This window comes from Spirulina sp. LEGE 11439 (genome assembly GCF_059821285.1).
Map to the genome: position 1 here is coordinate 136,323 of NZ_JCAMRX010000009.1, position 26,821 is coordinate 163,143.

At 42.4% G+C, this 26,821-nt stretch carries 21 protein-coding genes; 7 read left to right on the forward strand and 14 right to left on the reverse strand.

The features are described 5' to 3' along the window. The first annotated feature begins 4 nt into the window (after nucleotides 1-4). The 3 genes from AC6RV6_RS09225 to AC6RV6_RS09235 all read left to right on the forward strand — a co-directional run bounded on the left by AC6RV6_RS09225 (nucleotide 5) and on the right by AC6RV6_RS09235 (nucleotide 4,234). A complete protein-coding gene (locus AC6RV6_RS09225) occupies nucleotides 5-1,021 on the forward strand; it encodes a HAMP domain-containing protein (RefSeq protein WP_500240545.1) in 1,017 nt (338 codons plus the stop codon). 46 nt (nucleotides 1,022-1,067) lie between these two features. Continuing rightward, the gene (locus AC6RV6_RS09230) at nucleotides 1,068-2,297 is read left to right on the forward strand and encodes a serine hydrolase (protein WP_500240546.1); all 1,230 of its coding nucleotides are present in this window, start codon (nucleotides 1,068-1,070) and stop codon (nucleotides 2,295-2,297) included. 224 nt (nucleotides 2,298-2,521) lie between these two features. After that, nucleotides 2,522-4,234, forward strand: coding sequence for an ABC1 kinase family protein (locus AC6RV6_RS09235; RefSeq protein WP_500240547.1), 1,713 nt, complete (start codon nucleotides 2,522-2,524; stop codon nucleotides 4,232-4,234). A gap of 241 nt (nucleotides 4,235-4,475) precedes the next feature. Here the strand turns inward: AC6RV6_RS09235 and rbp are convergent, their stop codons facing one another. Beyond that, entirely contained in the window at nucleotides 4,476-4,769 is a 294-nt protein-coding gene (gene rbp / locus AC6RV6_RS09240; protein WP_500240548.1) for an RNA-binding regulator, read from the reverse strand. A 534-nt stretch (nucleotides 4,770-5,303) separates the two neighbouring features. On the opposite strand from rbp, the gene AC6RV6_RS09245 reads away from it, so the two are divergent. The 4 genes from AC6RV6_RS09245 to AC6RV6_RS09260 are packed head-to-tail and all read left to right on the forward strand — an operon-like array spanning nucleotide 5,304 to nucleotide 8,776. Beyond that, complete coding sequence (locus AC6RV6_RS09245; RefSeq protein WP_500240549.1) at nucleotides 5,304-5,588, forward strand: HU family DNA-binding protein; 285 nt, start codon at nucleotides 5,304-5,306, stop codon at nucleotides 5,586-5,588. A 15-nt stretch (nucleotides 5,589-5,603) separates the two neighbouring features. Continuing rightward, nucleotides 5,604-6,701: a threonine-phosphate decarboxylase CobD gene (cobD, locus tag AC6RV6_RS09250; protein ID WP_500240550.1), complete on the forward strand. Its 1,098-nt coding sequence runs from the start codon at nucleotides 5,604-5,606 to the stop codon at nucleotides 6,699-6,701. A 25-nt stretch (nucleotides 6,702-6,726) separates the two neighbouring features. Beyond that, the gene (locus AC6RV6_RS09255) at nucleotides 6,727-8,145 is read left to right on the forward strand and encodes a dihydrolipoyl dehydrogenase family protein (protein ID WP_500240551.1); all 1,419 of its coding nucleotides are present in this window, start codon (nucleotides 6,727-6,729) and stop codon (nucleotides 8,143-8,145) included. Nucleotides 8,146-8,173: 28 nt separating this feature from the next. Further along, complete coding sequence (locus tag AC6RV6_RS09260; RefSeq protein WP_500240552.1) at nucleotides 8,174-8,776, forward strand: helix-turn-helix domain-containing protein; 603 nt, start codon at nucleotides 8,174-8,176, stop codon at nucleotides 8,774-8,776. Here AC6RV6_RS09260 and AC6RV6_RS09265 read toward each other — a convergent pair. The 13 genes from AC6RV6_RS09265 to dpdF form a co-directional block, all read right to left on the reverse strand. After that, nucleotides 8,773-10,224 carry an isochorismate synthase gene (locus tag AC6RV6_RS09265; protein WP_500240553.1) on the reverse strand — a complete coding sequence of 484 codons (1,452 nt, stop codon included), beginning with the start codon at nucleotides 10,222-10,224 and terminating at the stop codon, nucleotides 8,773-8,775. The genes AC6RV6_RS09260 and AC6RV6_RS09265 overlap by 4 nt on opposite strands. A 223-nt stretch (nucleotides 10,225-10,447) precedes the next feature. Next, nucleotides 10,448-11,626: an ABC transporter permease DevC gene (gene devC, locus AC6RV6_RS09270; protein WP_500240554.1), complete on the reverse strand. Its 1,179-nt coding sequence runs from the start codon at nucleotides 11,624-11,626 to the stop codon at nucleotides 10,448-10,450. Nucleotides 11,627-11,669: 43 nt separating this feature from the next. Further along, nucleotides 11,670-12,872: an ABC exporter membrane fusion protein gene (locus AC6RV6_RS09275; protein ID WP_500240555.1), complete on the reverse strand. Its 1,203-nt coding sequence runs from the start codon at nucleotides 12,870-12,872 to the stop codon at nucleotides 11,670-11,672. 79 nt (nucleotides 12,873-12,951) lie between these two features. Continuing rightward, complete coding sequence (locus AC6RV6_RS09280) at nucleotides 12,952-14,688, reverse strand: iron uptake porin (protein WP_500240556.1); 1,737 nt, start codon at nucleotides 14,686-14,688, stop codon at nucleotides 12,952-12,954. Between the two features lie 271 nt (nucleotides 14,689-14,959). Further along, nucleotides 14,960-15,142 carry a hypothetical protein gene (locus AC6RV6_RS09285; RefSeq protein ID WP_500240557.1) on the reverse strand — a complete coding sequence of 61 codons (183 nt, stop codon included), beginning with the start codon at nucleotides 15,140-15,142 and terminating at the stop codon, nucleotides 14,960-14,962. A 40-nt stretch (nucleotides 15,143-15,182) separates the two neighbouring features. Further along, nucleotides 15,183-15,572: a hypothetical protein gene (locus AC6RV6_RS09290; RefSeq protein ID WP_500240558.1), complete on the reverse strand. Its 390-nt coding sequence runs from the start codon at nucleotides 15,570-15,572 to the stop codon at nucleotides 15,183-15,185. A 38-nt stretch (nucleotides 15,573-15,610) separates the two neighbouring features. Beyond that, nucleotides 15,611-16,597, reverse strand: a complete 987-nt coding sequence (secF, locus tag AC6RV6_RS09295; RefSeq protein WP_500240559.1) for a protein translocase subunit SecF — start codon at nucleotides 16,595-16,597, stop codon at nucleotides 15,611-15,613. A 58-nt stretch (nucleotides 16,598-16,655) separates the two neighbouring features. After that, the gene (secD, locus tag AC6RV6_RS09300; RefSeq protein WP_500240560.1) at nucleotides 16,656-18,053 is read right to left on the reverse strand and encodes a protein translocase subunit SecD; all 1,398 of its coding nucleotides are present in this window, start codon (nucleotides 18,051-18,053) and stop codon (nucleotides 16,656-16,658) included. Nucleotides 18,054-18,056: 3 nt separating this feature from the next. Then, nucleotides 18,057-19,046 (reverse strand): alpha-ketoacid dehydrogenase subunit beta, encoded by a 990-nt coding sequence (locus AC6RV6_RS09305; RefSeq protein WP_500240561.1) that lies wholly within the window; start codon nucleotides 19,044-19,046, stop codon nucleotides 18,057-18,059. Nucleotides 19,047-19,152: 106 nt separating this feature from the next. Further along, a complete protein-coding gene (locus tag AC6RV6_RS09310; protein ID WP_500240562.1) occupies nucleotides 19,153-19,857 on the reverse strand; it encodes a hypothetical protein in 705 nt (234 codons plus the stop codon). A 4-nt stretch (nucleotides 19,858-19,861) separates the two neighbouring features. Beyond that, complete coding sequence (dpdH, locus tag AC6RV6_RS09315) at nucleotides 19,862-22,951, reverse strand: protein DpdH (protein WP_500240563.1); 3,090 nt, start codon at nucleotides 22,949-22,951, stop codon at nucleotides 19,862-19,864. After that, nucleotides 22,948-23,832: a protein DpdG gene (dpdG, locus tag AC6RV6_RS09320; protein ID WP_500240564.1), complete on the reverse strand. Its 885-nt coding sequence runs from the start codon at nucleotides 23,830-23,832 to the stop codon at nucleotides 22,948-22,950. Before dpdG ends, dpdH begins: the two co-directional genes overlap by 4 nt. After that, nucleotides 23,829-26,348, reverse strand: coding sequence for a protein DpdF (gene dpdF, locus AC6RV6_RS09325; RefSeq protein ID WP_500240565.1), 2,520 nt, complete (start codon nucleotides 26,346-26,348; stop codon nucleotides 23,829-23,831). The genes dpdG and dpdF overlap by 4 nt, the downstream gene beginning before the upstream one ends. Nucleotides 26,349-26,821 lie beyond the last annotated feature (473 nt).

A 26,821-nucleotide genomic window follows, 5' to 3' on the forward strand; every position in this document is an offset into this window, starting at 1 on the left:
AAGCATGGAAAAAATCAAACAAAACAATAAATTGTTTGGCTTTGTTAGTCTAAGAGTCAAGATGTTATTGCTATTCACGATCGTGTTTAGCGGTGTATTTGCAGTTGCTTATTATTGGTTTTATCAATTTGCAACAGAAACAGCTTTGAAACGCATTAAAGCCGATCTTCTCGATACCATGAAAGCGGCTGCTCAAGGAATTGATGGCGAAGAATTACTGGCATTATCGAAAACGCGAGAATCGAGACCGGAAGGTTATCGAGATGTCACGGATTCTCGCTACTGGGAGCACGTACAATGGCTGGCTACTGTAGAAAAAATCGAACCTCGCGCTTATGTGTACACCTATGTCAAAGGTCCGAAGCCGAATACTGTTGTTTTTGTCGGCAGTGGAAGTGCAGCCAATACAAACCGTATTTTTGAGGGGGCCAAGTTTTTAGAATACTACGAACCCAAAACAACAATATCTCAAGGCCTGAATGAATTAACAGTTAGAGATAAGCCCTATAAAGATGATTGGGGAAATTGGATTAGCGGCTATCGTCCCCTCGAAAATGATGTCGGTACAAAAATTGCTGCGATCGGAGTAGATTTTAGAGCCGATTATGTCAATGAAGTACAAGAAGCAGTCCGAGGTCGTATTATCGTCGCATTTAGCCTGACTTATGGGACGCTTTTTGTTTTGGTTTTATTGATTTCTGGGGTTATTACTAAACCGATCGCAAATTTAACGAAAGCAGCAGAACAAATTGGGGAAGGAAGTTACAATCTCGATTTATCATCGTTTACTCAGAGGCGTTTTTCGGATGAAATCGGAACTCTTGCCTCGGTATTCGATATCATGGTTGAAAAAGTTCGCAAGCGGGAAGAAAAACTCAAGGAGCAAGTCAAAGTTTTGAAAATTGAAATCGATCACGCTAAACGAAAACAGCAAGTTGACTCTATTGTTGACTCGGACTTTTTTCAGGACTTACAAGCAAAAGCTCGGGAACTTCGCGGACGAAATCGCAATAGAAAATGATAAAATTAATGTCAATATAATATCAGTATATTGAGAGTAAACAATCATGAAAAAACTTCTCCTTGGATTTCTCATTATTCCTTTTCTCTGGGTATCGATTGAACCAATTAGTTTAGCTGCTCCTGAAATCGCACAAATTAACCCAGCGAACGATCGCACTGTTAACGATACGAACATTGTTGTTCTCGATCGCTTATTTACAGAACCTTCTCTAGAGTCTGAATGGTTTGCGCCCCTATTTTTGCAACAAATTCCCTTAGCGGATCTCGAGAAAATTCTCGGGCAAATTCGGCAAACCTTGGGCAATTATCAAACCATTCGCGAAGCAGAAGAGGGCTACCTGATTGTATTTGAGAAGGGAAGTGTCCCAACTCAAATCAGTTTAAATGAAGAAAGGAAAATCATTTATTTGTTTTTTCAACCGCCTGTTGGTAATACCTTGAGTTGGGAAGAAATTATACAGCAGTTACAAGAATTTTCTGGAGAAATTGGTTTTTTTGTCGCACGAGATGGCAAGGCGATCGCACAGTTAAATAGCGATCGCCCTTTGGCAGTTGGCTCGGCTTTTAAATTGGCAGTTTTAGCCGCATTACAACAAGAAATAAACGCAGAAAACTTAGCATGGGATGAAGTTATAAAACTCGAATCTCAGTGGCAGAGTTTACCCACGGGAATGCTACAAGATTGGCAAGAAGGTTTTCCTGTAACCTTGCATACTTTGGCAACCTTAATGATTTCGCTTAGCGATAATACGGCGACAGACACGTTAATGTCTCTGTTGGGAAGAGAGAAAATAGAAACATTTTCTCAACGCAATCGCCCCTTTTTAACCACTCGCGAATTCTTTGTTTTAAAGAATCCGGAAAATCAAAGAATTTTGCAACAATATCGCGAAGGCAATGAAGAAGAAAAAAGACAAGTTTTAGAAACTACGAGATCGGCTTCTTTACCAAATGCGAACCTATTCGCTGGCAATCCCATTGCCACAGATATAGAATGGTTTTTTACCAGTCGAGAATTGTGCGCGTTAATGGCAGAAGTCGGAGATTTACCCTTAATGTCGGTCAATCCCGGAATTGCCAATCCCGCCGATTGGCGAAGTATCGCATTTAAAGGAGGTTCAGAACCGGGGGTACTGAACTTTACGACGCAATTAGTGGATAAAACTGGCAGTCGCTCTTGTGTAGCTTTAACGTGGAACGACGATCGCCCCCTTGACGAAGTGCGTTTATTGACGATTTATAGTAGTGCGATCGCCGCTTTGCAGAGCAACTAAACAGAACAAAGGAATTATTATTACTTTTGTTTACAAATCTTTACCTTTCGACATCGGGACGAATTGAACCCGCCAAACGCTTAGCCCGCTTAACGCCAAAGCGCGAGCGATCGCCTTGTTCTCCTCCTAAAGAGGGAAAATTACCGCGTATCGTGTTAACAAAACTTTGTGTTTTTGTATACTGAAAGTAAAGAATCTTTGCAAGCGAGAGGTCAAAAAATCTTGTGAGTCAATATCAACTTGTTTCTGATGACGGTCAACCCCCGCGAGAGCGATCGCGACGCTACGATCCCCAAGCGATCGCCAAATACTACCGCTACAGACCTTGGTTGGCTCTCTGGCGTGCCTGTACCATTCTCTGGCATCTCGGTGGTTTCGTCCTTCGCTTCCTCCTCGATCGCTGGCGAAACGTCACCGAAAAAAACAAGTTGAAACGCGCAACAGATTTGCGTCAAACCCTCACTCATTTGGGAACCACCTTCATTAAAGTCGGTCAAGCCCTCTCCACCCGACCGGATCTCATTCAGAAAGATTTTCTTGTCGAACTGGTCAAACTGCAAGATCGCCTGCCTCCCTTCGACAATGCCACCGCTTTTGCCATTATTGAGAAAGATTTAGACCGTACCCCAGAAGAAGCCTATCGAGAAATCTCCTCGCACCCCGTCGCTGCCGCCAGCCTCGGACAAGTGTATCAAGCCGTTTTACACAGTGGGGAAAAAGTTGCCGTTAAAGTGCAGCGACCGAATTTGCGTCCCACTATTACCCTCGATCTTTATTTAATGCGCTGGGCAGCCAGTTGGATCGCCCCTTGGCTGCCCTTAAATATGGGTCACGATCTCACCTTGATTGTCGATGAATTCGGAACAAAATTATTTGAGGAAATTGATTACTTTAACGAGGCTCGTAATGCGGAAATATTTGCTACTAATTTTCGCGACGATCCGACGGTCAAAGTTCCTGCGATTTATTGGCGCTATACCAGCGATCGCGTTCTCACCTTGGAATGGATCGACGGCTTTAAACTTACCGATACCAAAAGTATTGAAGCCGTCGGAGTCGATCCCAATGAAGTGATTAAAATTGGGGTTGTTTCCGGACTGCGTCAACTTCTAGAATTTGGCTTTTTTCATGCCGATCCCCATCCGGGGAATTTATTTGCCATGCCAGATGGACGCATGGCTTATATCGATTTTGGCATGATGGATCAGTTAAACGAACATACTAAAGAAACCCTCGCCGCTTCCGTCGTCCATCTCATTAACCGCGATTATTTGCGCTTAGCAGATGACTTTAAAGCGTTGGGATTTCTCGCTTCGGAAACCGATATGACTCCCATTATTCCCGCCCTTGAAAAAGTGCTGGGCAATGCAATGGGCGAAAAAGTGAAGGATTTTAACTTTAAAACCATCACCGATGAATTTTCCGAGTTGATGTACGAGTATCCCTTCCGCGTCCCGGCTAAATTTTCTCTGATTATCCGCTCGCTAGTGACGCAAGAAGGGTTGGCATTAACTTTAGATCCTGAATTTAGCATTGTCGAAATTGCCTATCCCTACGTAGCTAAACGCCTGTTGCGCGGGGAATCTCCCGCCATGCGCCGCCGCTTATTGGAAGTTCTCATCCAAGATGGGAAGTTTAAATGGGAACGGCTGGAAAATATGCTCGCGATCGCGCAAAGCGACGGCAGTTTAGATATATTGCCCACTGCACAACTCGGGCTGCAATATCTCCTTTCTGAAGAAGGGCGTTATTTACGACAGCAAATTTTATTGGCACTCACAGAAAACGATCGCCTGCACACAGAAGAAGTCCAACGCCTTTGGGATCTCGTCAAAGATGAGTTTCACCCCAATCGCCTTTTTGATGTTGCTTGGAATGCCATCAAGGAAATTTCCAGCGATCGCGTTGCGGCCTTCATGACAAGCGAGAAAGACTAACAAGGGTTGAGGGACTGAAGGAATTAATTGACTTCTCGTCCCCATCCCCCCACACTTTAAAGATGCAAAAGCAAAACCCCCAATCGCCAGAAGGATCGCGGGGTTTTGCTTTTGCTATTTTCTCATCGAGTGAGAAGTGGAGGTGATGCCAAGAATGTCCCGGCGTTAGCTTAAATTTCGACGACCCTTGATTTTAATCAAGGGCTAACTCTCACTTTCTGCTTTTAGGTTTCCATATTCACTAGCGGTTGTTTCTCCGACCGCCGCCACCGAAAGAGCCGCCGCCGCCTTCTTTACGAGGTCTTGCTTTGTTAACCTTGAGTTCGCGACCCATCCACTCTGCCTCATCAAGGGCAGCTATGGCCTTGTCTTCTTCGGCTTCCGACTGCATTTCGACAAAAGCAAATCCTCGTGGACGAGAAGTCTCGCTGTCGGTAGGAATATGAACGCGGCTAACCGTCCCGTACTCAGCAAAAACAGAAGTGAGATCTTCTGAAGTAACTTCATAGGCAAGATTGCCTACATAAATCGACATAATTTGTATTGTCCTTGGTACAGAAATGTTTGGTACAGAAGTTTTATGTTGTGTATTGAGCCAAAATTGCGGAGAGAAGCCTGCCAATACCCGATCGCAAAATCGTTAATACTGAAACAAAAATCCATCAACGTTCTTTATTCTCAATCCTCATATTAACACACTAATCTGCCAATTGATTCACTGTTTTGGAGTAAAGCTACCAAGGGCAATCTATCGGTTTCGTTGACGGAGCGATCCACTGCTCGATAGGGTTGGCCCACTCTAATAGACAAATGCACTATAATTAGCTCTAAAAGTATTGAAAATGCTAATCAATCGGGGGAAAATCAAGAAATAACCTTAAAATTCGTACTTTCCACGATCCAAATTGGACTTTCTACGCTTAGAATAATGAGCGTGAATCTTTGAGCCTACGGGGATTTCAGCAAACTTTCCACCCTCGCGGTGGAGAAGTCCTCGCAGGCTTTTGCAAACTGGAACAATAGCCGTTCCATTTAACAAAAACACATTCAGAACACGGGAGATAATTTCATGAATAAAGGGGAATTAGTGGATATGGTGGCCACCAGAGCCAGCGTAACCAAAAAAGAGGCCGATGCGATCATTAGTGCCACCATTGAAACCATTATGGACACTGTCGCAGACGGAGAGAAAGTCACCCTCGTTGGCTTTGGCTCATTTGAACCGCGCGATCGCAAAGAACGAGAAGGTCGCAATCCCAAAACCGGGGAAACCATGCTCATCCCCGCAACTAAAGTGCCGGCTTTCTCCCCCGGGAAACTTTTTAAAGATAAAGTCTCCCCCAACAAAAAGTAATTATCCGATTGCCCGATGAGCGAGATTTACCCTCGACCCGAGCATGGAGGCAATCTGAATTGGGCCGCTGCGATCGCGGGCTGCTCTGCCGACGAAATCTTGGATTTTTCGGCTAGTATCAATCCTTTGGGCCCTCCCCAAAGCGCGATTGCAGCTATTCAAGAGAGTTTGTTTTCCCTCTCGCGGTATCCCGACCCCCAATACCCTCAGTTGCGCTCGACCCTCGCTCGGTGGCATAATCTCTCACCAGATTGGATTCTTCCGGGAAACGGTTCGGCAGAACTGCTCACTTGGGCTTGTTGGGAACTCGCTCAACGGGAAAAGGTAATTTTACCCACTCCTGCTTTTGGCGATTATCAACGCGGCTTAGAGGCTTTTGGAGCGAATGTTGAGTTATATTCCTTCCTCAAACAAGGTAAACTCTCTTTTTCTCTCGAGTCACTGTCTGCATTGAGTTCGTCTCGAACCGGACTACTGTTAAATAATCCTCACAATCCTACAGGGAAACTTTGGTCTCTGGATGAAGTTTTACCCCTTTTGGACTGTTTCGATCTTGTTGTCCTTGATGAAGCGTTTATGGACTTCCTCGCCCCCTCAGAACAGCAAAGTTTGTTGGGGTGCATCCCAGATTATCCTCACTTAGTAATTTTACGATCGCTAACTAAGTTTTATAGTTTGCCGGGGTTGCGCTTGGGTTACGCGATCGCCCATCCCGATCGCCTGCAACGGTGGCAAAAAATGCGCGATCCCTGGTGTGTTAACGCTTTAGCCGCAGCTGCAGGACAAGCCGTCTTGAGCGATCGCGAATTTCAACAACAAACTCGAGATTGGTTGGTAACGGCTCGGGATTTTTTATATCGCCGTCTCGCAACATTACCCGGCCTCGCTCCCATTCCCGGTGTCGCTAATTTTTTATTAACGAAGAGTCAATATTCCTGTTCTCAATTACAATTACAATTATTAAAACGCGATCGAATCCTCATTCGAGATTGTTTGAGTTTTCCAGAATTAGGCGATCGCTATTTTCGTATTGCCGTTCGCTCCCCCGCAGAAAATAAACAATTGATTGACGCATTATCATCGGTAATTAGCAGTTTGAGAAATAACCAATAACCAACAACCAATAACCAACAATAAAATGTCTGTCGAATATGACTTAGTCATTATTGGCTATACTCCTCAAGGAGCTTATGCCGCAATGAATGCAGCCTTGCTGAAAGCTCGCGTTGCTTTAGTTTCTCAAAATTGTCTGGGAGAATATCATTCATTTTATAGTTATAGCTTGGGAGATTTGAGTCAGCGATATTATCAAGGGAAAGAATTAGCAAAATTTGGGATTTCAGCACAAGTCGGCGAGATTGATTTACAACAGGCGATCGCAAGAATAGAGAAAGCGATCGCCACGATTTCCGAACAATATTCTCCCGCAATTTTAAGTGCAACGGGAGTCGATTTTATCGCAGGAGTGGGGGAATTTTGCCGCCGTCCCCACTTAGCTTTTAGGGTTGGAGAACGAAAATTACGATCGCGTTCTTACCTCCTCGCAATGGGATCTCGTCCCCAACTTCCCGAAATCAAAGGGTTAACAGAAATTGGCTATTTGACTCCCGATCGCTTGTGGAAATCGCAAACTTTATTACAATTGCCCAAAAATTTAGCGATCGTGGGTGGGACTCCTCTGGCACTCGAACTCACTCAAAGTTTAACGCGGTTAGGCAAAAAAGTAACTTTGATTATCGATCGCAAAATATTATCCCGAGAAGAACCCGAAGCCACTCATATTATTCAAGCACAATTAGAAGTCGAAGGCATTACTCTTTTGACCCACAGCCCCATTACTCAAGTTCAGAAAATCGCACAAACAAAATGGCTGCAAGTTGGCGATAATGCCATTGAAACAGATGAGATTATTTGGGCTGTTGGCTATCGACCCAATTTAGAAAACTTAAATTTAGAAGGACTGGGAATCAATCCGGAAAATCCGCAGATCGATCTCAAATTGCAAACTCGTCATTCGCAAATTTATCTTTGCAGTGGTATTGAAAATGAATTCGAATTATCTCATCTCTCTCGATATCCAGCCGATATTGCCCTGCATAATGCCCTTTACTTACCCACTCAAAAATGCGATCGCCAAAAAACTCCTCGTATTATCTTTACCGATCCCAATATAACAAGAATTGGTTTAACCGAACGCGATGCCAAACGAGAATATAATCAAAATATTCTCGTTTATCAACGTTATTTTAAACAAGTGTCGCAAGCAATTCTGGTGGAAGAAATGACAGGTTTTTTTAAAATCATTCTTAATCGCAAAGGTCAAATTTTAGGCGCGACGCTTGTAGGATCTCAAGCAGGAGAATTAATTAACTTATTAACTTTAGCCATACAGCAGCGATTGACCATCGATCGCTTGACTGGATTATATTCGATTTCTCCGAGTTTTTCCGAAATCATCGAGCAAACCGCGAGAGATTGGCGGCGCGATCGCCTCAGACAAAATCCATTAAAACTTTATCTTCGCCGCCTTTGGTTCAATCTGCGTCGCAAAATCTAACATTGTTCATTGTTCATTTTTCATTGAAATGTCCCCCGAAAAATACAAGCGTTTTGCGAGTTTGCTGGAGGAAGCTAGACAATTCTTCAAATCCGAACGCCAACTGGCTCTACAACTCAAAATTCCTAATAGCTATCTCTTGCGCTGGAAACAAGGGAAAGGGACTCCAGATATTGAAGTCCACGAGCGCTTAGCCGGAATTTTAAACTTGGATATGAATGCCTATACCGCGAGATTAAACGGTCATTCCATCAACCCTTTTGAAGTTTGTCTCGAACTTTTGCAAAAAAATCGTGCGGTTCCCGCAGATTTGCCAAGATTGAGTTTTATTGCCCAAATTTCCTTGGAAAAATCCCAAGAACTCTATCAATATCCTGTTATGCAAGATTTACCGCAACATTTGCGCTTGATTCAATTGCTTGAGGGTGCGATCGCTTTGTTAGGCATTGATGAAATTCAACAGAGAACCGAACGAGAAGATAGTCCCATTGATTATCAAACCTTTCAAGCTATTCGTAAAGGCTTGGTTGCCGTAACGGAACCGGATATATTGGGCGATCTGATTAAATTACTCGATCCCAATTTGGAAATTTTTCCCAAAGAAAGATGGTTGAAGGTTTTGGAATATTAAATTAAGGCTTGGCGCATGGCTTGGAGTTTTAGGCGCACTTCAGCCAACTCTCCCTCGGGATCGGAACCGGCCACAATACCGGCTCCTGCATAAAGTCGAGCGCGATCGCCAAAAATGGCGGCAGATCGAATCCCCACGATAAATTCACTGTTTCCGCGAGCGTCGATCCAGCCTAACGGAGCAGCATATAAGGCGCGATCGAAGTTTTCGTAACAGCGAATGCGATCGCAGGCTGCATGGGTGGGAACGCCAGCAACGGCGGGAGTTGGATGCAATTTGGCGATGATATCGAGGGGATGTAGAGTCAGGGGAACACGAGCGGAAATCTGGGTATGGAGATGTTGAATATTATCCAATTGCAAGACTTGTAGGGGCGATCGCCGAACTGGCAAATTAAGTTCTGCAAAGCACTGTAAAATGAATTCTTTCACGGCTTGATGTTCTCGTCGATCTTTTTCGCTATTCAGTAATTGTTGAGCGAATAATCTATCTTCTCTTTGGGTTTTTCCGCGAGGTGCAGAACCGGCTAAAGCATCTGTGATTAATTGCCGATCGCGTAAACCGATGGCGCGTTCTGGACTGGCACCGATAAAACGATGGCCGCGATCGTTTGCGATCGCAAAGAGATAGCAATTGGGATAATTTTGACGTAAATTATGCAAAGATTCAATGATTTTAAAAGGAACCGGAGAAATAAGATCGAGGGGATGCGAGAGAACGATTTTACTCAGTTGCCTTTTTTGAATTGCATTTAAAGCCGATTGAACGGCAATTTTAAAATGATGTTCGTTGCGTTCTTTTGCTTGGGGATTAAAATGGTTTTGCGGCTTGAGAGAAGAGGAGAAAAGATTAAGATGAGATTGGCGAATTTTTTGTATGGCTTGTATAATTTCTTTAACTACTGATTTTATATTTAGCGTTTGATTTATCGCAATATTAGCAACAAAAAAACAACGATTATTTTTACAGATTACTTGAAATTGTGGCAGAAAAATTGTGGCAATTGGAAATGGATAATCGGCACTCGCAGCAGTGGGAAAAAATGTAAAACTACAAAAAAAGTAGGGATTTGCTTCCTTGTGAAGAGGAGCTTGAGGCGATACAATTTGTTTTAAACATTCCTGCATAAAATTTCGGACGCGGATGAAGCGATCGCGATCGAGAGAACGATCGGCAAAGTCATCAGAAGAATTGATATCTAAAGATCTGACTTCTCCATAACCCAAAACAGCTTCTCGCGTTTTCGGGCATTCCCAATAAAAATGTCGGCGATTGTCTTGAAGTAGCGCTTGAAAAGCAGCGAGGGGATCGATATCATTAAGCTGTTGGGAAAAGCTGACAATTTGAGCAATATTCGTTTGGCAATACTCTTCATAGCTTGCGTGGAGAAATTGATAAATTGCTTTCTCCTCTTGCAGGAAATCGATCGACTGACTTTTAACTATCATGCGACAGAAAATATAGACAAATGTAAAAAAAATGTTGAATTTTGTTCCCGATTGTTGTGTATTTTGACTTTTTGTGCTTTTAAAATATTCGCAAATATTCGCGATCGCTGTGGCCGATCATGCCTAAAAATTCCTTTTAACGTTGATTGTCTAGAAATTTATTTTCATCTTTCCTTGAGGTCTAAAATACAGAAATCCTCCATTCTGCAATAAAACTTTACTTTTAGAAAATATCGGCGGGATCTGCTGCACTGAGTTTTCGCACGGCGATCGCGCCAGATCCCACGCACATGATCAAGGTTAAAATCAGTACGGTGCTGGCTTTCGCAACATCCATAAAAACAGGTAAAGCCGTCGCATTGGCGGTTAACAAATAGAGAAAATTAGAAAGAGCAAAGCCCGGAATATAACCGACAAATGCCAAAATAATTGCTTCTTGGAACACGACTTTCAGCAAATAAAAATCCGTATATCCCATTGCTTTTAAGGTTGCATATTCTGGGAGATGATCCGCAACATCGGTATAAAGAATTTGATAAACAATCACCATACCGACAATAAATCCCATTCCCGCCCCGAGGGTAAAAATAAACCCGATCGCTGTACTGTCTTGCCAATATTTTTTCTCAAAATCAATAAATTCTTCTCGAGAAAGTACCAAGACATCTTGAGGAATTAAAATATTATCATTATCGCGTACATAGAACTCTTCACGAATTCTTGACAAAACGGCATGAGTATCAACTTCTTCTCGAACTTGAATCACTCCCATTTCAATTAAATCCGGATTTCTTTCTCCAAAAATTCGTCCATAATTAAGATCGCTGGTAATAATATTGCCATCTGCACCAAAAGAAGCCCCTAGATCGAATAAGCCACCGACTTTGACTCGTCGTTCCGCGACTTCTGTTTCTACGCTCTCTCCACGTTCTAAAAGTTCCGAGATCGCACCAAACTCGGGACGGGACAAGCGATCGAAGAGAATATAATCTTCTAATTTAATTCGATCTAAATTTTCTTGCAGCCCCGGTAGATCGAGAATGCTTTCAACAGGATTGATCCCGATGGTCATAATACTTCGCGTCACGCCATTTTCAGGGTTTTTCCAAAGTGCAAAAGCGAGATGAATGGGATAAACTGCTTTTACTCCTTCAATGCCTAAAACCTGATGCAAGCGCCGCTTAGAAAAGTTATCCATTGCAATCAGTGCCGTGGACTGAGGACTCACTAAAAAAATATTCCCTTTAACTTTTTTGTGTAAAACAATTGAACTTTCAAAGAGTGCATCTTGAAAACCAAACTGCATAAACATGAGAATATCTGCAAAACTAATTCCCGCTAGAGCAATCAGCAAGCGGATCTTTTCGTGGGTAAGCTGCATCCAAGCGAGAGGAATTTTCATGGACTAGTTATGGGTGATTAGTTGTTAGTTATGGGCTGTCTCATTACAATAAAATCTCAACAAATACTTTCGCGTTGGTTAAACCGGAGACTTTGCGACTGTCTTCGGGGTCGAGTAAAATATCGACTTCAACCACGCGAGCATCGACATCGGCAGCCGGATCCGTATCGAGAACATCTCTTTTGCCAATTTGCAAACCGATATTACTGACTTTCCCGCGTATTTCTCCCTCAAACGAACCGTTTTCGCTCTTAATTGCCGCCTCGAGATCGAGACGAACGCGACTGATATCACTTTCGTACACTTCGGCCACCACAACCATGCGATCGGTTTTGCCGATCGCAATAATTCCCTCGTCTGTCCCCGTCACTTCTCCTACCCGAGCGTTAATTTCTAAAACTTGCCCCTCGATCGGCGATCGCACGACACTCAACTCTAACTCCTCTTGCGCTTGTCTCACGGCAGCTTTAGCTAGGTTTACACTGGCTGTTGCTTGGCGAACCTCCACCGGACGCACTTCGGCAATGCGATCCAAAGTGGCGATCGCCTCGCGAATTTGCCGCTCTAACGTGGCCTCGGTGCGAATTTTATTGGCTTTGGCTTCAGTGACTCGCTCTCGAGTCGTCGCGAGGGTTAAAAATCGAGTATCTCGTTCTGAGGTAGAAATTGCGCCATCTTGATGTAATTGCTCGTAGCGATTGTATTCTGTTTCTGCATTGCGTAGCTCGGCTTCAATGCGAGACACCGTTGCGGTTTGGGTCGCACTTTCCCCGCGTAATTGTTCTCGTAAGCGCTGAATGGTTGCCTGTTGTGCGGCGATTTCTCCGCGCTTAGCCCCCGCTTTGACTACAGCTAAATTGGCTTCTGCTACGGCAACATCTTCTTTGGCACTCTCGAGAGCTGCTTTCAAACGACCGTAGCTATCGAGTTGGGCAACAATTTGTTGGGCGCGAATGCGATCGCCTTCCTTGACGAATAAGCGTTCGACTTTTGCACCTCCCGTTACCGAAGAAGGAGAAGGGGCAACTTGAATTACTTCTCCTAATGGTTCGATCCGTCCCAATGCGGTGACGGCCTCGATTTCAGGGAGTACGGGAACTTCTGTTTCTTCTGCTGTCGAAGCTGACAAATGTTGTAGAGTTCTGACGCTATATAATGCGGCCGCACCAATAGCCAGAACCCCTGCAACAGACAAGCCGATAACCCAGCCCCTACTTGTTTTGCGAAATAGCGATCGCTTATCCATAACATTTGAATAGAAGATCTCAACGTCCTATCTTAACGCGACTATTGGGGCTAAAGCACCTGCTTCAGAAAACAACATCTTAAAATAAGAACTGCGTCCTCAATAGCCCACCATAGATAAAGGGATTGCTGTTAAAGTTATTAACATTGAAAACACCAAAAAGAGTTGGCATGATGGAAATATTATCGTTTATGGGAAAAAAGTAATTGGCACTGAGATTGATTTGCGTTCCGTTATCGCCATTTCCTGAAATCACAAAATCTCGCCCCGATAAAATATTAAAAGGAATGACTGCATCAACTGTTAGCAGCGATCCTTCTTTCCAGAGATCGGGAAAGGCCATACCAAGTTGAAAGGCTTGGACTTCGACATCTCCTTCGCTGCGACCTGCAGTTCTTGGAGTTAAATGATAGGTACTGTAAGAATAGCGTCCGAAGAGGGCAAAATAGTCAGAGAGTTTCCAATCAAAGTTGATCAGAAAATTATGGGAAAAAGTATCCTTTAATTCTCCTCCAAAGCTATCATCGGCAGCACCTATAAAATTATTACTCAATCTTGTAGGGATACCCGAGCCGGGGTCGGAACCTTGAATGAGAGCGCGATCGTAACCGAATCGGATCGTGGCATTATTGCTGGGAGAATAGTTCAACTGAAAAGTCAGATTGGCAAATTTTCCCAAAGCATTGAAGAATCCCTCTTGGCTTGCTTCGTTTCTATTGACCCGATAACTAGCATCTAACTGCCATTGCGGACTAATTTTCCAGCTCACTATAGTTCCGGAAAGTCGAGAAACATCGAGAAATAGAGGCGAGATAAAAGAGCTTAACAGTCCTGCCCCACTAATATAGTTCGTGTAGGGATTGGTATCAAAATACCGATCTGCACGAACTGCTGGACCGATTGCAACATTGATGGAATCTCCTATAGGAAATTGATAAAAGGCTTCCAGCATCCCAAAACTGCCCACTAACGGAAAAGCCGGGTTGGTTTCCGTCAGATGAAACCCAGCAGATGCAAAATTAGCGGAATGGTAAGCAAAGGAGGGGGGATCGCTATTGGCTTGAAACAAATTTAGAGAGAGTGTGTCTCGACCCGTGAAAGAGGTATTGATAAAAAACAGAGTAGCTTCTCCTAGAGTAATTCCAGGAGACTCGGTAACGGTTTCAGTGATAGGTTGATTCGTCACTGGATCGCGGGCAGCAATCCGAAATGTACTAAAACCGTTTATAGGAACGGATATTCCTTCCGCAGTCACGTTACCTCCGGCTGTCATACCAGTGACATTAAAAAATGCTTGAGCGCTAAATTTCGTTGTCGTTGAAAAAGCATTCTCTTCGAGCTGGGTAACACGACTCTCTAGAGCATCAACTTTTGTCCCCACAACTGCAAATTCTTCTGCAAATTCTGTTTGTAATCGTTGCAGGGTTTCAATATCTTCTTGTAATGCTAAATCTGTTGTGGTCTTAGCGATAATTTCCTCAATCCGACCAGTTACGGCATTGAGAGCTGCGGCAAATTCATAACGCGAGAGAGAGCGATCGCCGCGAAAGGTCAGATCGGGATAGCCAGCGATAACTCCATAACGCTCCATGAGAGCGCTTAAGGCTTCGTAAGCCCAATCCGTCGGCTCTACATCGGAGAGTTGCTGAACAGAGGTGAGTTCTGCGAGAGGATCTGTTTCTAGAGTGTCGATCGCGTTACCATCAATGGGGTCGAGCGGGAGGATCTCGACGGCGATCGCCCCTTCCGTACTACACAAGGCGAGGCACATTGCGATCGCGCTCGATTTTGCTATAATCCCGCAAAGTTTCAACATGAGGTACTCAGAGTTAAGAATTTCTTTCCTACCCTTCATAGCAAATCAACGCCATTGCGACAAGACTCTTCACTTTTTTTATATTCTTTTCTGGGAAAAAACTAGCAATTTGTGATAACTGGGAAAAGATCGCAACAAGTTCCCCAAATCTTTTCTCTCGAAGGAAAATTAATATTGCCAGAGATATCTAAATTCCTCTCTACTATTATGATTGTTCCCTCTCTCTAAAAAATAATACCGATTGTGTATTAGATGAGTTTGTGAAATTGAATCAGCATTTTAATTCTTCTCCTGTTGGAGGAACGACAAGTTTTGCTGCTTCTATCCGTTCCTCTTGAGGCTCATCGAGTTGGTCTAAACGATAGAGTAAATATTGTGCCTCGGCATCATTATTTTCAGTTTGCATCATGAGATACAATTTTAATTCTTTGAACAAACTTTGAGGAATATCCATGATTTTAACCTCCAGTAAAATATTCTCGGAGCATGAGAATTTATTGATTAATCCAATCCCATAGAGGGTGGGTTCTGCCTCGGGCTTCGATTTTCCTGACTTGCTGCTGCAAGCGTTGTTGATATCGCGGGGGAATTCCCCAAAGAATATTGCGACTTTGCCAGACTAAAACGCCTGTTGTCATGCCAATACAGATTGCTAAAAATAAAGTTTCTAAGGGATTAAAGATGAACGTATAGCGGAGAGCAGACCAAGTAAAATAATCGGCGATTAAGGATATTTCTTCTCGCAAAGACCACAAAGAAATGGGAGCGAGAATGCACCAACATAAAAGAACGGAGAACCAACGAAAATAAACCATTAATCGGTGTAAGCGCTGTACTTTTCTTTGTAAATGGGAGTCTAATTTTTGCCACGGCTCTCGATTCATCGATCGCTACTCATGTCTAGCTGTTCTGTTGAGAAAATTCAAGAGCCCGAGATATCCGTTTCGGTTTTGATTTCATCAGAAACCCGTTCCTCGGCCGCGATTTCTGGTTGCTTGGCTTCCTGTCGCTCTCGCCACCAGGCTAACAGGGTACTGGCAATAAAAATACTGGAATAAGATCCAAAGATGAAGCCCAAAATTAAGGCTAAGGCAAAGAATTTTAGGGTTTCGCCTCCAAACAAGAAAATTGCGACTAAGGGTAAAACCGTTGTGACCGTGGTATTGATAGAGCGGGTTAAGGTTTGATTGACCGCATCATCGACAATTTTCGAGAAGGATTCTCCTTTCTCGATTTGACTCGTTTCGCGAATGCGATCGTAAATTACGACAGTATCATTGACGGAAAAACCGATAATTGTCAGCAAAGAAACTAAAAATAAACTATCAATTTCATTACCGAGAGCTAAGCCTAAAATGGCGAAAATTCCTGCCGTAATTAAGACATCGTGGAAGAGCGCAACGATCGCAAAAATGGCATAATCGAAGCGAAAGCGAAAACTTAAATAAACGACAATACCAAAAAAGGCAGCAAATAAAGCACGAATTCCCCCCGATAGTAACTCTTCGCCAATGCTCGGACCGACGGTATCGATTTGTGCGGTTTTCGGGTCAAAATCTCCTAATTCTCGGGTGAGTGCCTCTTGCAGTTTGGTGCGATCTTCGACGCTTAAGGTGGGAGTGCGAACAGAAAGCGTATAATCTTCAACCACTTGAATCGAGCTATTTTCTAGGCCGAGAGTGCCTAACACTTGGCGAACTTCTCCCACATCGATCGCGGTGCTGCAAGTCTCTGTAGCCACGCATTCAAGGGACAGTTGCAACCGGGTGCCGCCAACAAAATCCAATCCTAGACGAATGGGGGATCCCAGTTGGCTGTAGGAGAATATCATGACGATCGCGCTGATGGCGATCGCCGCCGCCGAAATTCCCCACCACAACCCCCGTTGTTTAATAATATTCAGTCGCATATTTTGTTATTGGTTATTGGTTATTTGTTGTTGGTTAGAACTCTTCACTGTTTACTCTTCACTGTTCCGGAATATTGGGGCAGAATAAACCGGGATTTTGACGAACTTTGGGAAATCCCAAGACCACTAACAGCATGAGGGTACGGCTGCAAGTGAGGGCTGTAAACATACTCACTGCTACCCCGATCGCTAAGGTTAACGCAAAGCCTTTCACCAATCCCGATCCCAACCAAAACAAAGCAAAACAGGCAATTAACGTCGTGACATTCCCATCTAAAATACTGGAAAAAGCGCGAAAAAAGCCCGATTCTACGGAGCGATATAGGGTTTTCCCCGATCGCAATTCTTCCCGCGTCCGCTCGAAAATGAGAACGTTAGCATCAACAGCCATCCCGATACTGAGGATAAATCCAGCAATTCCGGGTAAGGTCAGGGTGACACCAATCAAGGCATAACAGGCGAGGGTGAGGAGGGTATAAATCGTCAGGGCAACATTGGCGATCGCCCCGGGCAAGCGATAGTAAATCACCATAAAGATCAGGACCAATACCAACCCCGAAACCGCCGCTACAATACTGCGATTGACGCTATCTCGACCCAAGGTCGCTCCCACCGTGCGATTTTCCACCAATTCTACGGGAAAAGGCAGTGCGCCGCCGCGTAATTGAATGGCGAGTTCGACGGCTTCTTGAGAGTCCAAGGAACCGGAAATACTGGCGCGTCCTCCTGTAATTCCGCTTACTGCATATTCTGCACTCACGGTCGGAGAGCTAATCAAGCGACCGTCGAGGAAAATGCCGATGGTGCGTCCGGTGCCGGCGATCGCTTTGGTAAGTTCGGCAAATTGGTTACCTCCCTCGGGATCGAAATAAAGGTTGACTTCCCATTGGTTGGCGGGGTTTGTGCCGGCGAGAGCATTGGTGAGGGATTTTCCGGTTAAACCCGTCGGTTCAAACAGTTCGAGAATAGTCTCATTCGCTTGTTCTACGGCTTCTTTGGCCGTTGCGATCGCTTCGCGGTCGAGTTCTTCTGCTTGTTGGAGAGCTTCCAATTCTAATTGTGCTACCCGTTGTAACTGTACTTCTACGGGGAGTTGTCCTTCACTACCTTGTTTTTGGCGGAGAAATTCTAATTGTGCCGTTTCCCCCAAAACGCGCTCTGCTTGTTGGGGATCGCTGACCCCGGGAAGCTGCACGACGATTTTGTCGGGGTTCACCGTTTGAACTACAGGTTCCGCCACCCCCAAACCATTGACGCGGTTTTCGATCACCCGTTTGGCATCCGAGAGATTTTCGGCAGAAATGGAGGTAATTTCTTCAGTGGGTTGAACTTGTAGGGTCAGCCTTGCGCCGCCTTTCAAATCTAGCCCTTGATTGAGGGGAAATTGGGTCAGGAGGGCGATCGCGGCAAACACCAACCCGATAATAACGGCAAAGGTAACGCGTTGTTTTTGCATGGTTTAGATTTGGGCGGTCATGAGCTTTTGGACGGCTTCGACAATTTGCGGGGGTTGAACGATGGTGAGATGCTCCAAGGTTCCATTGTAGGGGGTGGGAATATCTTGAGAAGAGAGGCGCACGATGGGTGCGTCGAGTTCATCAAAGAGTTGTTCGTTAATCAGGGCGGCCAATTCTGCGGCAATGCCTCCGGTTTTCATGCACTCTTCCACGATAATCACTCGATGGGTTTTGCGAATAGATTTGGCGATCGCTTCCATATCAAAAGGCTTGAGGGAAATCAAGTCAATAATTTCAGGATCGTAGTGCGACCCTTGCTTTTGCAGAATTTTGACGGCTTGGGTGCAGTGGTGGCGCATGCGCGAGTAGGTCAAAATCGTCACGTCTTTACCGGGTTGCACGATTTCGGCTTTATCGAGGGCGCAGAGATATTCGTAGTCCGGTAAATTTTCCTTGAGATTGTAGAGGAGGACGTGTTCAAAGAAGAGAACGGGATTATCATCGCGAATGGCGGCTTTGAGCAGTCCTTTGGCGTTGTAGGGGGTGGAACAGGCAACAATTTTTAGCCCCGGTACCGCATGAAAATAAGCCTCGAGGCGTTGGGAATGTTCTGCGCCTAATTGTCGCCCGACTCCACCGGGTCCGCGAATGACCATCGGGATTTTAAAGTTACCGCCGGAAGTGTAGCGCAACATTCCCGCGTTATTGGAAATTTGGTTGAAGGCGAGAAGTAAGAACCCCATGTTCATTCCTTCGACGATGGGACGTAACCCCGTCATCGCAGCACCGACGGCCATGCCGCAAAAACTATTTTCTGCGATCGGGGTGTCTAATACGCGCCAGTCCCCATATTTTGTACATAAATCTTTTGTGACTTTATAGGAGCCGCCATAATGTCCCACATCTTCCCCCATGACGAGGACGGTTTCATCCCGCCCCATTTCTTCATCCGTTGCGTCTCGGAGTGCATTGAAAAATAGAGTCTCAGCCATTCCGCCTTACCAATACAGCATTAGCAATCTTATCAGTTATCAGTCCCCCGTCACCAGTTAGGGGTATTTTTCAGCGATCGATCTATTTTATCGGCACTATTTTTGATTAATTGAGGCGAATTTTCAAGGAACGGGATAAGTTATGTTCCTCGAGCCATTCTCGTACTTCTGGGGTTAATAAATCGAGAGAGGCTCCGCGATCGGCTGCGGCCTTGAGAAACTCAATAACGGCATCGGGGACATTTTCGGAATTGAGTTTTTGCCATGCTTGTTTTAACTCCGAGATATGTTGCGCGATCGCTTGAAAATCGACATCATTTTGAGGAAATTTATTTTCGAGAATTCTCTTCTTCAGATTTCTAATAGTTTGAATAGTGTCCTGAAAATCGGGAACGCGAGATAAGGTGGTCAAAAGTTCTGCTCTGACGCTGGGCATTTGGCGATCGAGATAGTTCTGCCAGTTTTTGTGGAGTTTTTTCTCGATCTCCTTAATTAAGCGATCGATCTTTGAGAGCAAAGTTCTGCCGTTAAAATTATCGTTATCTAAAATCCATTCAGGATTCTTAACAAAAGATGTTCTGGTAGTTTGAATGAGTTTTAAAAGCTCTTCAATTTTTGTATTGACATCAAAATAAGCAATATTATTCTGTCTAAACGTGCTAACAGTTTCGAGAATAGTTTGTATCTTATTTTTCGCTGTCTCAATTTGCTTTTTGCGAGATTTAAATCCTTCGATTTGTTTTGAATATTGTTCGATCTTTATTTTTTCTCGAGCAAGTGAAATGAGTTCAGTCGATTTTTCTAAAAGCATAAATTTATCCTCTTAAGTCCGTTAAATATTTTTCTAGTTCAGCGAGATCGTTTTGGATATTTTGGTGAATTTCTTCTATTTTTTCTCCTGTTTGAATTAACTGTAAATCTTGCATTTGTTCCTGAGCTTTATTGAAAGAGCGATTGAGAAAATCGGTGACTCGCTCTAGAAATTCTGAGGTTCGGGAAATTTCCCGATCGCTATTTTCACTCAAACCAGAAATTAACAGTGCCAGATTGCCTTCAATATCATTGCCATATGATTCAATTTTTTGCATAGTATCGAGATAACCTTGAAAGCGAGTTTGTTTAAATAGATTAATCATTTTTTGCAATTCTTCGATATTTACTCCTACAAAAACTCCTGCTTCTCTGGATACATCTATGGCTTCATTAATACGAGCAATAACGTCATCTTTTTTAACATTTTGACCGAATTCTGCAACTAAACTATGATAAGTTTCTAATTTGCGATCGCGTTCTTCAATAATCGCCGAGAGCAAAATTTCATCTACTTTTTGACGTACCTTTTGAATAACTTGATATTCTTTATTTAATTCTCCGAGAATTTCTTCTTGTGGTTTTCCCAGTTTCCGAATAGTTTTCAGAGGTTGTAAAATTTGCACAATATCGATCATTTGGAAAGTAGAAACACTTCCTTTGGTACAGCCAATATAACTTTTGAGAAGGTCTTGTAGTTTTTTGCGGTCTTTACTCAATATTTGCAATAATTCTCGCCATATTTTACCACAATTTTTACCATCTTTCTCATCAATATCGAGAAATAATGAATTAATTAAATCTTCGAGAGAACTGGTTGAAAGTTGGGACATTTGTGCGCCGATCGCGAGTAATTCTACAGTTGCAGGAACGGGATTCCAAGGTTGGCGATCGATGCGAGGATAAGAGCGAATTTGTTCGAGAATATTCTGACTCCAACGATCGAGATATTTGGCATAAAGTAAAAAATAGCGATCGCCGTCGGGAAAATTCCAGTGTTTGTAATGCTTGTATTGAAGAATTCCTTGGAATGCGATCGCGGTTTCTCGAAATTCTCGTTCGTTATCGGGGTTGAGGGGAAGATTGAGAATAATTCCGCTATAATGTGCGCCTTTTCCTCTAACTCTAGGGCTATAAACTAAAATATTTTTCTGTTTAAATATTTTTGTGCTACTGGCAAAACTTCCTTTTAAGAGCATTTCCGCATCCCAGTCAATTCGCTCTAAAATTGTAGGATAAATAAATTCTCGGATTTCTTTTTCAGTATCTTGAGGAAGAATTGCTTGATTATTCCAATTATCGAGAGTCTCTAGATGTTTGGTTAGTTTTTCAGGGAGTTTAGTTTCCTCAATTTCAATATTTTCTTGAACTCTCGGGGCTATTTTTTCTTCTATTTTGGGAGAGTAAGTAATCGCTTCTTGATGTTTTTGTTCGCCGAGGGGAGGTAAATTAAAAGCTGTATGAATTTCTGGCGCAAAATCGCAGAGTGTTGTACTATTGCTCCAAAGATCGATTAAAATTTGGCGGCGATCGCCATTTTGACGATCTTTTCGTTTAATTTCATCTTGAACTATTGCATTAAGACGCATTTTGCCAAAATGTTCCTTAATTGTTGGAGTCGGAAAGTATCCCTTTTGGATTGCAGTTGATGAGTTTTCAAGGACGTATTTCAGCGTATCGCGAATAAAATAACGGGGTTTAAAATTATCAGGATTTACCCGTATTAACATCTGTTGTAAAGATTGAGGAGTAAAAGGATAAAGTCCGATTTCATTCACCGATCCAAAACCTGCGTGACAGGGTTGACGATGTTCGCAGTTCTCGCAAAAATTGGGGACGGGTTGAGTATTTTTGTAACCTTCTTGTTGTTGAGAAAACCAATCTTGGAGTTGTCGATCTTCTAAACGAACTGCATTAAGATATCTCGCAGTAAATTGCTGTAAATCTGCTTGTGTAATTACATTGCGATCGCCAACCGAACCGACATCTAAATTAACGCTAAAAGAAATACGTCCGTGGACAGTATCGGCGAGATTTCTAAAATAACCGGTCGTACAAGCCAAAGCCGTTCGGATCGCGCATAAGGGCTTATTTCCGCTTGCTTGAGGACGTGCTAAAACGGCTTCGAGCACTTCGCGATCGATCCCTTGTAATTTAGCAAAATCTTCAATTAATAAAATCAGTTCGAGTTTTTGTTCGGCTAAGGTTTCCCGTACTTCTCGCATGAGACGCAATAAGTCCTCCGATCCTAAATCTAAAACTTTAGCGATCGCTTCATCGAGATGTTGATTGAGCCAATTTACCGTTTCTTGTTGCAGTTCGTCATCGCTAAGTAAACCACTGTAAAATTCTCTTGCTTGTTCTCCTGCTTTTTTAAGATTGCTTAAATTTATCGGTAAATCTGCTAAAGAAAACTCTCGTCGTTCTTCAACAATATCGAGGCGATCGGAGTTCCCAAAAATATGCGTTACCAAACGATGAATAATGCCTTCTTCTTGTAACCAAAATTGACGAAAAAAGGGATCGTAGAGAAAAGCGGGAAGTTCTTCGATTAAATAGTCTTCAAAATCGGTTAATTTGTTGCGATCGCGTCTTTTATTCTCTCCCACTGCGATCGCCAGTTGGTTGAGGAGTTGCTCTCTGGCTTCTTTTTCATCTAAACTATAAGTTGCACGATTTAAACGCTTGCGATATTCGTCAAAATTCTCTCCTTGCAGTTCGGTAAGTTCGAGAATCATCTGAATGATATCTTTGAGATTAGTTCCAATTTTAGGAATTAATAAGACTTTACGTTTTTCTGTTTCGGGGATTGCTGTATATAACCAACGAATTAAATGTGATTTTCCCGTTCCCGACTCTCCCAAGATGGGAACAAAAGCAAAATTTTCCGGTTCGAGGAAATCTTGAAAAATATCTCGTTCGCTGTATTCAATTCCTGCATTATCATCAATTAATTCGCGAATGAGTTGTCCTTTTTTCATCTTCATGGGATGATGAATGGCTAAAAAGATATATTCTGGGGGTTGAACAGCCTCCACATTCATAATTTTCTGGACTCGTTCGACATCCCAACAGACATAGTTTTGAAAACTCATATTTCTTTTCCTCCTAAATAAGTAATATGTGAAATTCGTCCTTCATTGTCAACGCGATCGCTATTTTTAGGGAGTAACATGAGATCGGCATCGGATTCTCGTTCGAGTTGAATATACCCTTCTTCTTGCAAGCGAAATAAGGCGAATGAAGTGCTAGTTGAAAGGTGATTGGGTTGACGATGACCGATAATATCTTCGATTTCTTCTCGAAATTTTCCGGTTTCAAAAAGCGGGCATTTTATCGCGAGGCGATCGATAAATTCTGTCAATAAAATCTTCTCATTGAGTTCTTGAAATAAAGTATCAAGGTTGCGCTTAACATATAAAGTTGGATCGGGAACGATTGCTCTTTTTCTTTCTAAAGCGTGACCCCATGATAAACCCAAATATCCCGTCCAATCATCTAACTTTCCGAAAAAACCGCTACTGGTCATTTTGAGAACTTCACCCATATTTTGTTCAGCAACTTTTTGTTCGATTTTCTCCCAAGTTCCCGGTGGGTCATAAATATCTTGACATAAAAACCACGCACAAACTAAACCAAAGTCGTATTCGTCCTGATTTTCAGATGCAAAAAAGAGTGTTGTAAGAGTATTGGGAAGTAAGCGATCGCCAGTCTTTTTATCTCTTGCTGCTGGAGGGAGTTCGGGATGAATGGTAATATACTCCTCTTCTCTAATCAATAAACGGCATTTAATCGCTTCTCGCAAAGAATTTTCAAACATGGGACGAGGGGAAGGTTTATTTTCCACCAATTTATCGGGAGAGAGTCTCTTTCCTAAAATATCTTCTTTTTCTCGTTGACCTTTAGCTTGCAATAAATATCGATAAATTCCTCGAAAACGACTGGAAGTCGCTAGAGATTGCTTTAAAACACTCATATTCCCACCTCCACGCAAAATTCTTGTAAGCGAAAACTACGTCCGTTAAAAATATCAATGAGTTTGCGATCGTTGCGATCGGGATCGACTGTATTGATTGGTAATAATAACAAACAAGGTATTGTTTGTACGGAAAGATAGCGTCGAGGACAATGATTTGCAGTTGTCCAAATTAAAGTCGGTAAGTTTGGCATATTAAAAGGATAATATTTCTCAAATAAAAATACAAATCTATTGGGAATGCGATTGCTAATTTTATGAAAAGTAGGATAAAGTTTACGATCGCTAACTAAATTTTTAACTCCTTGCTGAATGCTCCAAGTTACTATCCTTTCTAGTTTATTATCTTTAGGAGAGTCATAAAATATAATCAGTAATTTTTCTTGTCTCATTATTTTTTTCAGTTGTTCTCCTAAAGAATAATCTACTGTTTCCCAAGGCGATCGCGAACTGGGTAAAATACCCGCAAAAGGGGAACGATTATTTTGACGACAAAATGCACACCCTCCGCAAGCAAGAGACGCATTGACTTTTTTCCGACGATAAGGAGATTCTCTTGCAGAAATTTCATAAGTTTCTGCAAAGATTTCTGTAATACATCTAGCTTGTCTTTCTCGTAAAATTTCCTGCATTAATTCTAAATTATTTCGATTGAATTGCTGTTGTTTTTGGCGTATGGATTCGACTTGTGTTTCCCAGATATACTCATCAAGATGGTATTCGTTGAGAATTTTGATAACGCGGTGATGGCGATATTGCTTCCAAGCAATATCGTAATCTTCTTGCGACGAAGAATATATTTTTTTTGGCGGTTTTTGCCAATCAATTTCAATCAATCCAGCTTGACTCATTAAGATCAATGTTCGGACATTCCATTTTAAATTTTCCTGACTATTCATATCGATATCTTGTTCAGATAAGGAAGGAGGATGATCGATATTAACAACAAAACGACCGTCAGGTAGAGTTGTTTTATTATGAAACATAGTTTGCCAGCGTTTGAGACCTCGTTCGCAAGAAATTAAAGATTTTTCATTGAGAGAACGAGCAATATTTAGATCGTCTTTAGTATATAAAATTAATGAAAGAGAGGCTTTTCCATCTCGTCCTCCTCGTCCTACTTCCTGATAAAAGCGATCGAGAGTTTCAGGAATACAAGTATGAATAATTGCCCGAACATCACTGCGATCGATTCCCATGCCAAAAGCTGAAGTAGCAATGACAATATCGATCTGATTTTTTTGCCAATTTTGCACTAATTTTGCTCTTTCTTCAGGAGTCGACTCCCCAGTTATTATACTATAGCGCCCGAAACCTGCTTCTGTTAAAATCTGTCCCCAATTTCTCACATCTTCTTTTCGAGTTGCGTAAATAATTAAAGGACGGGGTAAATAATAAATGGCTTCTAAAAGTCTTGCTTTTCGAGTTTCCTCATCTGGACAGAAATTAACCCAATAGCTGGGTTCTGGACGTATTTGGAGTGCGGAAATAACCTGAAATTCTCCGGGTTGACCGAATAAGTTTTCAAGGACATCCAAACAAATTTCCGTCAGTGTTGCAGTCAGCAAAAGCGTTTGAAAAGAAGTGTAACGCAACAAGTCTTTTCGTAACCCCGATACTTCTTGAAAAGCGGGACGAAAATTATCTCCCCATTGTTCGATAATATGCGCTTCATCAATAACAAAATAGTTTAAACGCCGTGCTTTTGCTGTATGATAGACAGAAGGTAGCAAAGAACTCATTAAGGCTTCGGGAGAGGTAAAAACAATACGTTGCGTTCCTTGAAAAATGCGATCGCGAATTCCACTACGTCGCGCTAAATCTTCTTCAGAATTGCCGCTATAGTAAGCAGTAGGATGAGAAATAAAATCTAATAGTATCCGTTCTTGATCTAAAGCTAATGCTGTCGTCGGAATTATAACAATACTGAGTCCTTTGGACGATAATAATACAGGAATTTGAAAGACTAAACTTTTTCCCGATCCCGTGGCTAAATTTACCACTAAAGTCGCATTTTTGGGGGCACTTAAAATTGCTCGAACTGCATCTCTTTGTCCAGAATTGCGATAAGTTTCTCGGTTAACTCGCTGAAGAAAAGGATCGCCAGCTACCGGATCGTAGTGACGGCGAAATTCTTCTGAGAAAATAGCGAGATCGGGAGAAAAATTTGGAGAATATTTTAACCATTTAGGTTGCCAAAAATGAGGTTGTATGTGAAAATACTTATCATCTTCGCGTAAAATATCAATTCCACTTTCTTCCCAAATTTCTCGTTCTTCTGGATAGGGATACTTTCGAGGTATTTTAATAATTGTTTGTTTCTCTTCCTGTAATAAAATCTGACGAATTAAACAAACGATATCGCGATCGCCTGCAAAATATTTGCTATCTACTTCTGCTGTTAAGGCTTGTAGAAAACGTCTTTGTGCATTAGTTAATCGATCTTCACGAAGAAAAGCGTCACCAATCTTTCCACTTTCAATAATCTGTCTAATTTTTAAAAATGAATCAGTCATCACTTATCCTCCTCTGTATATATTTTACGAGGATATCTCCCTGAAACAATCAGAAAACCCACAGAATCTGGATGAACTCTAGGATGATAAATTCCAGCTAAAATTGCTCGATTTAGTTCTTTTTCAAAAGTAAGCTGTTTCTGGATATCATCTTCATTATCTGAAAATTTAAAAAGTCGATATTCAAGTTGATAGTATTGGTTATCAAGTTTGTTTTGTGCAGATAAGAAACACCGTTGACAATGTTTGCTAAAACTTGGACGATCGCAAAGCAATTTTTCCGATCTTTCTCTAGCTTCATAGCAAAGAGATTCCCATTGATGAGATGCAATAAAATCATTTAAAATATTGATTCGCTTTTTAGCAAGATTATAATCTCCTTTTTTTTTATTATAAGGTCGTTTTAATATCTGTAATAATCGGGTCTACCGAACTTAGTATGTAAAACTAAGTTGAGAAAAGGGCATCCAACC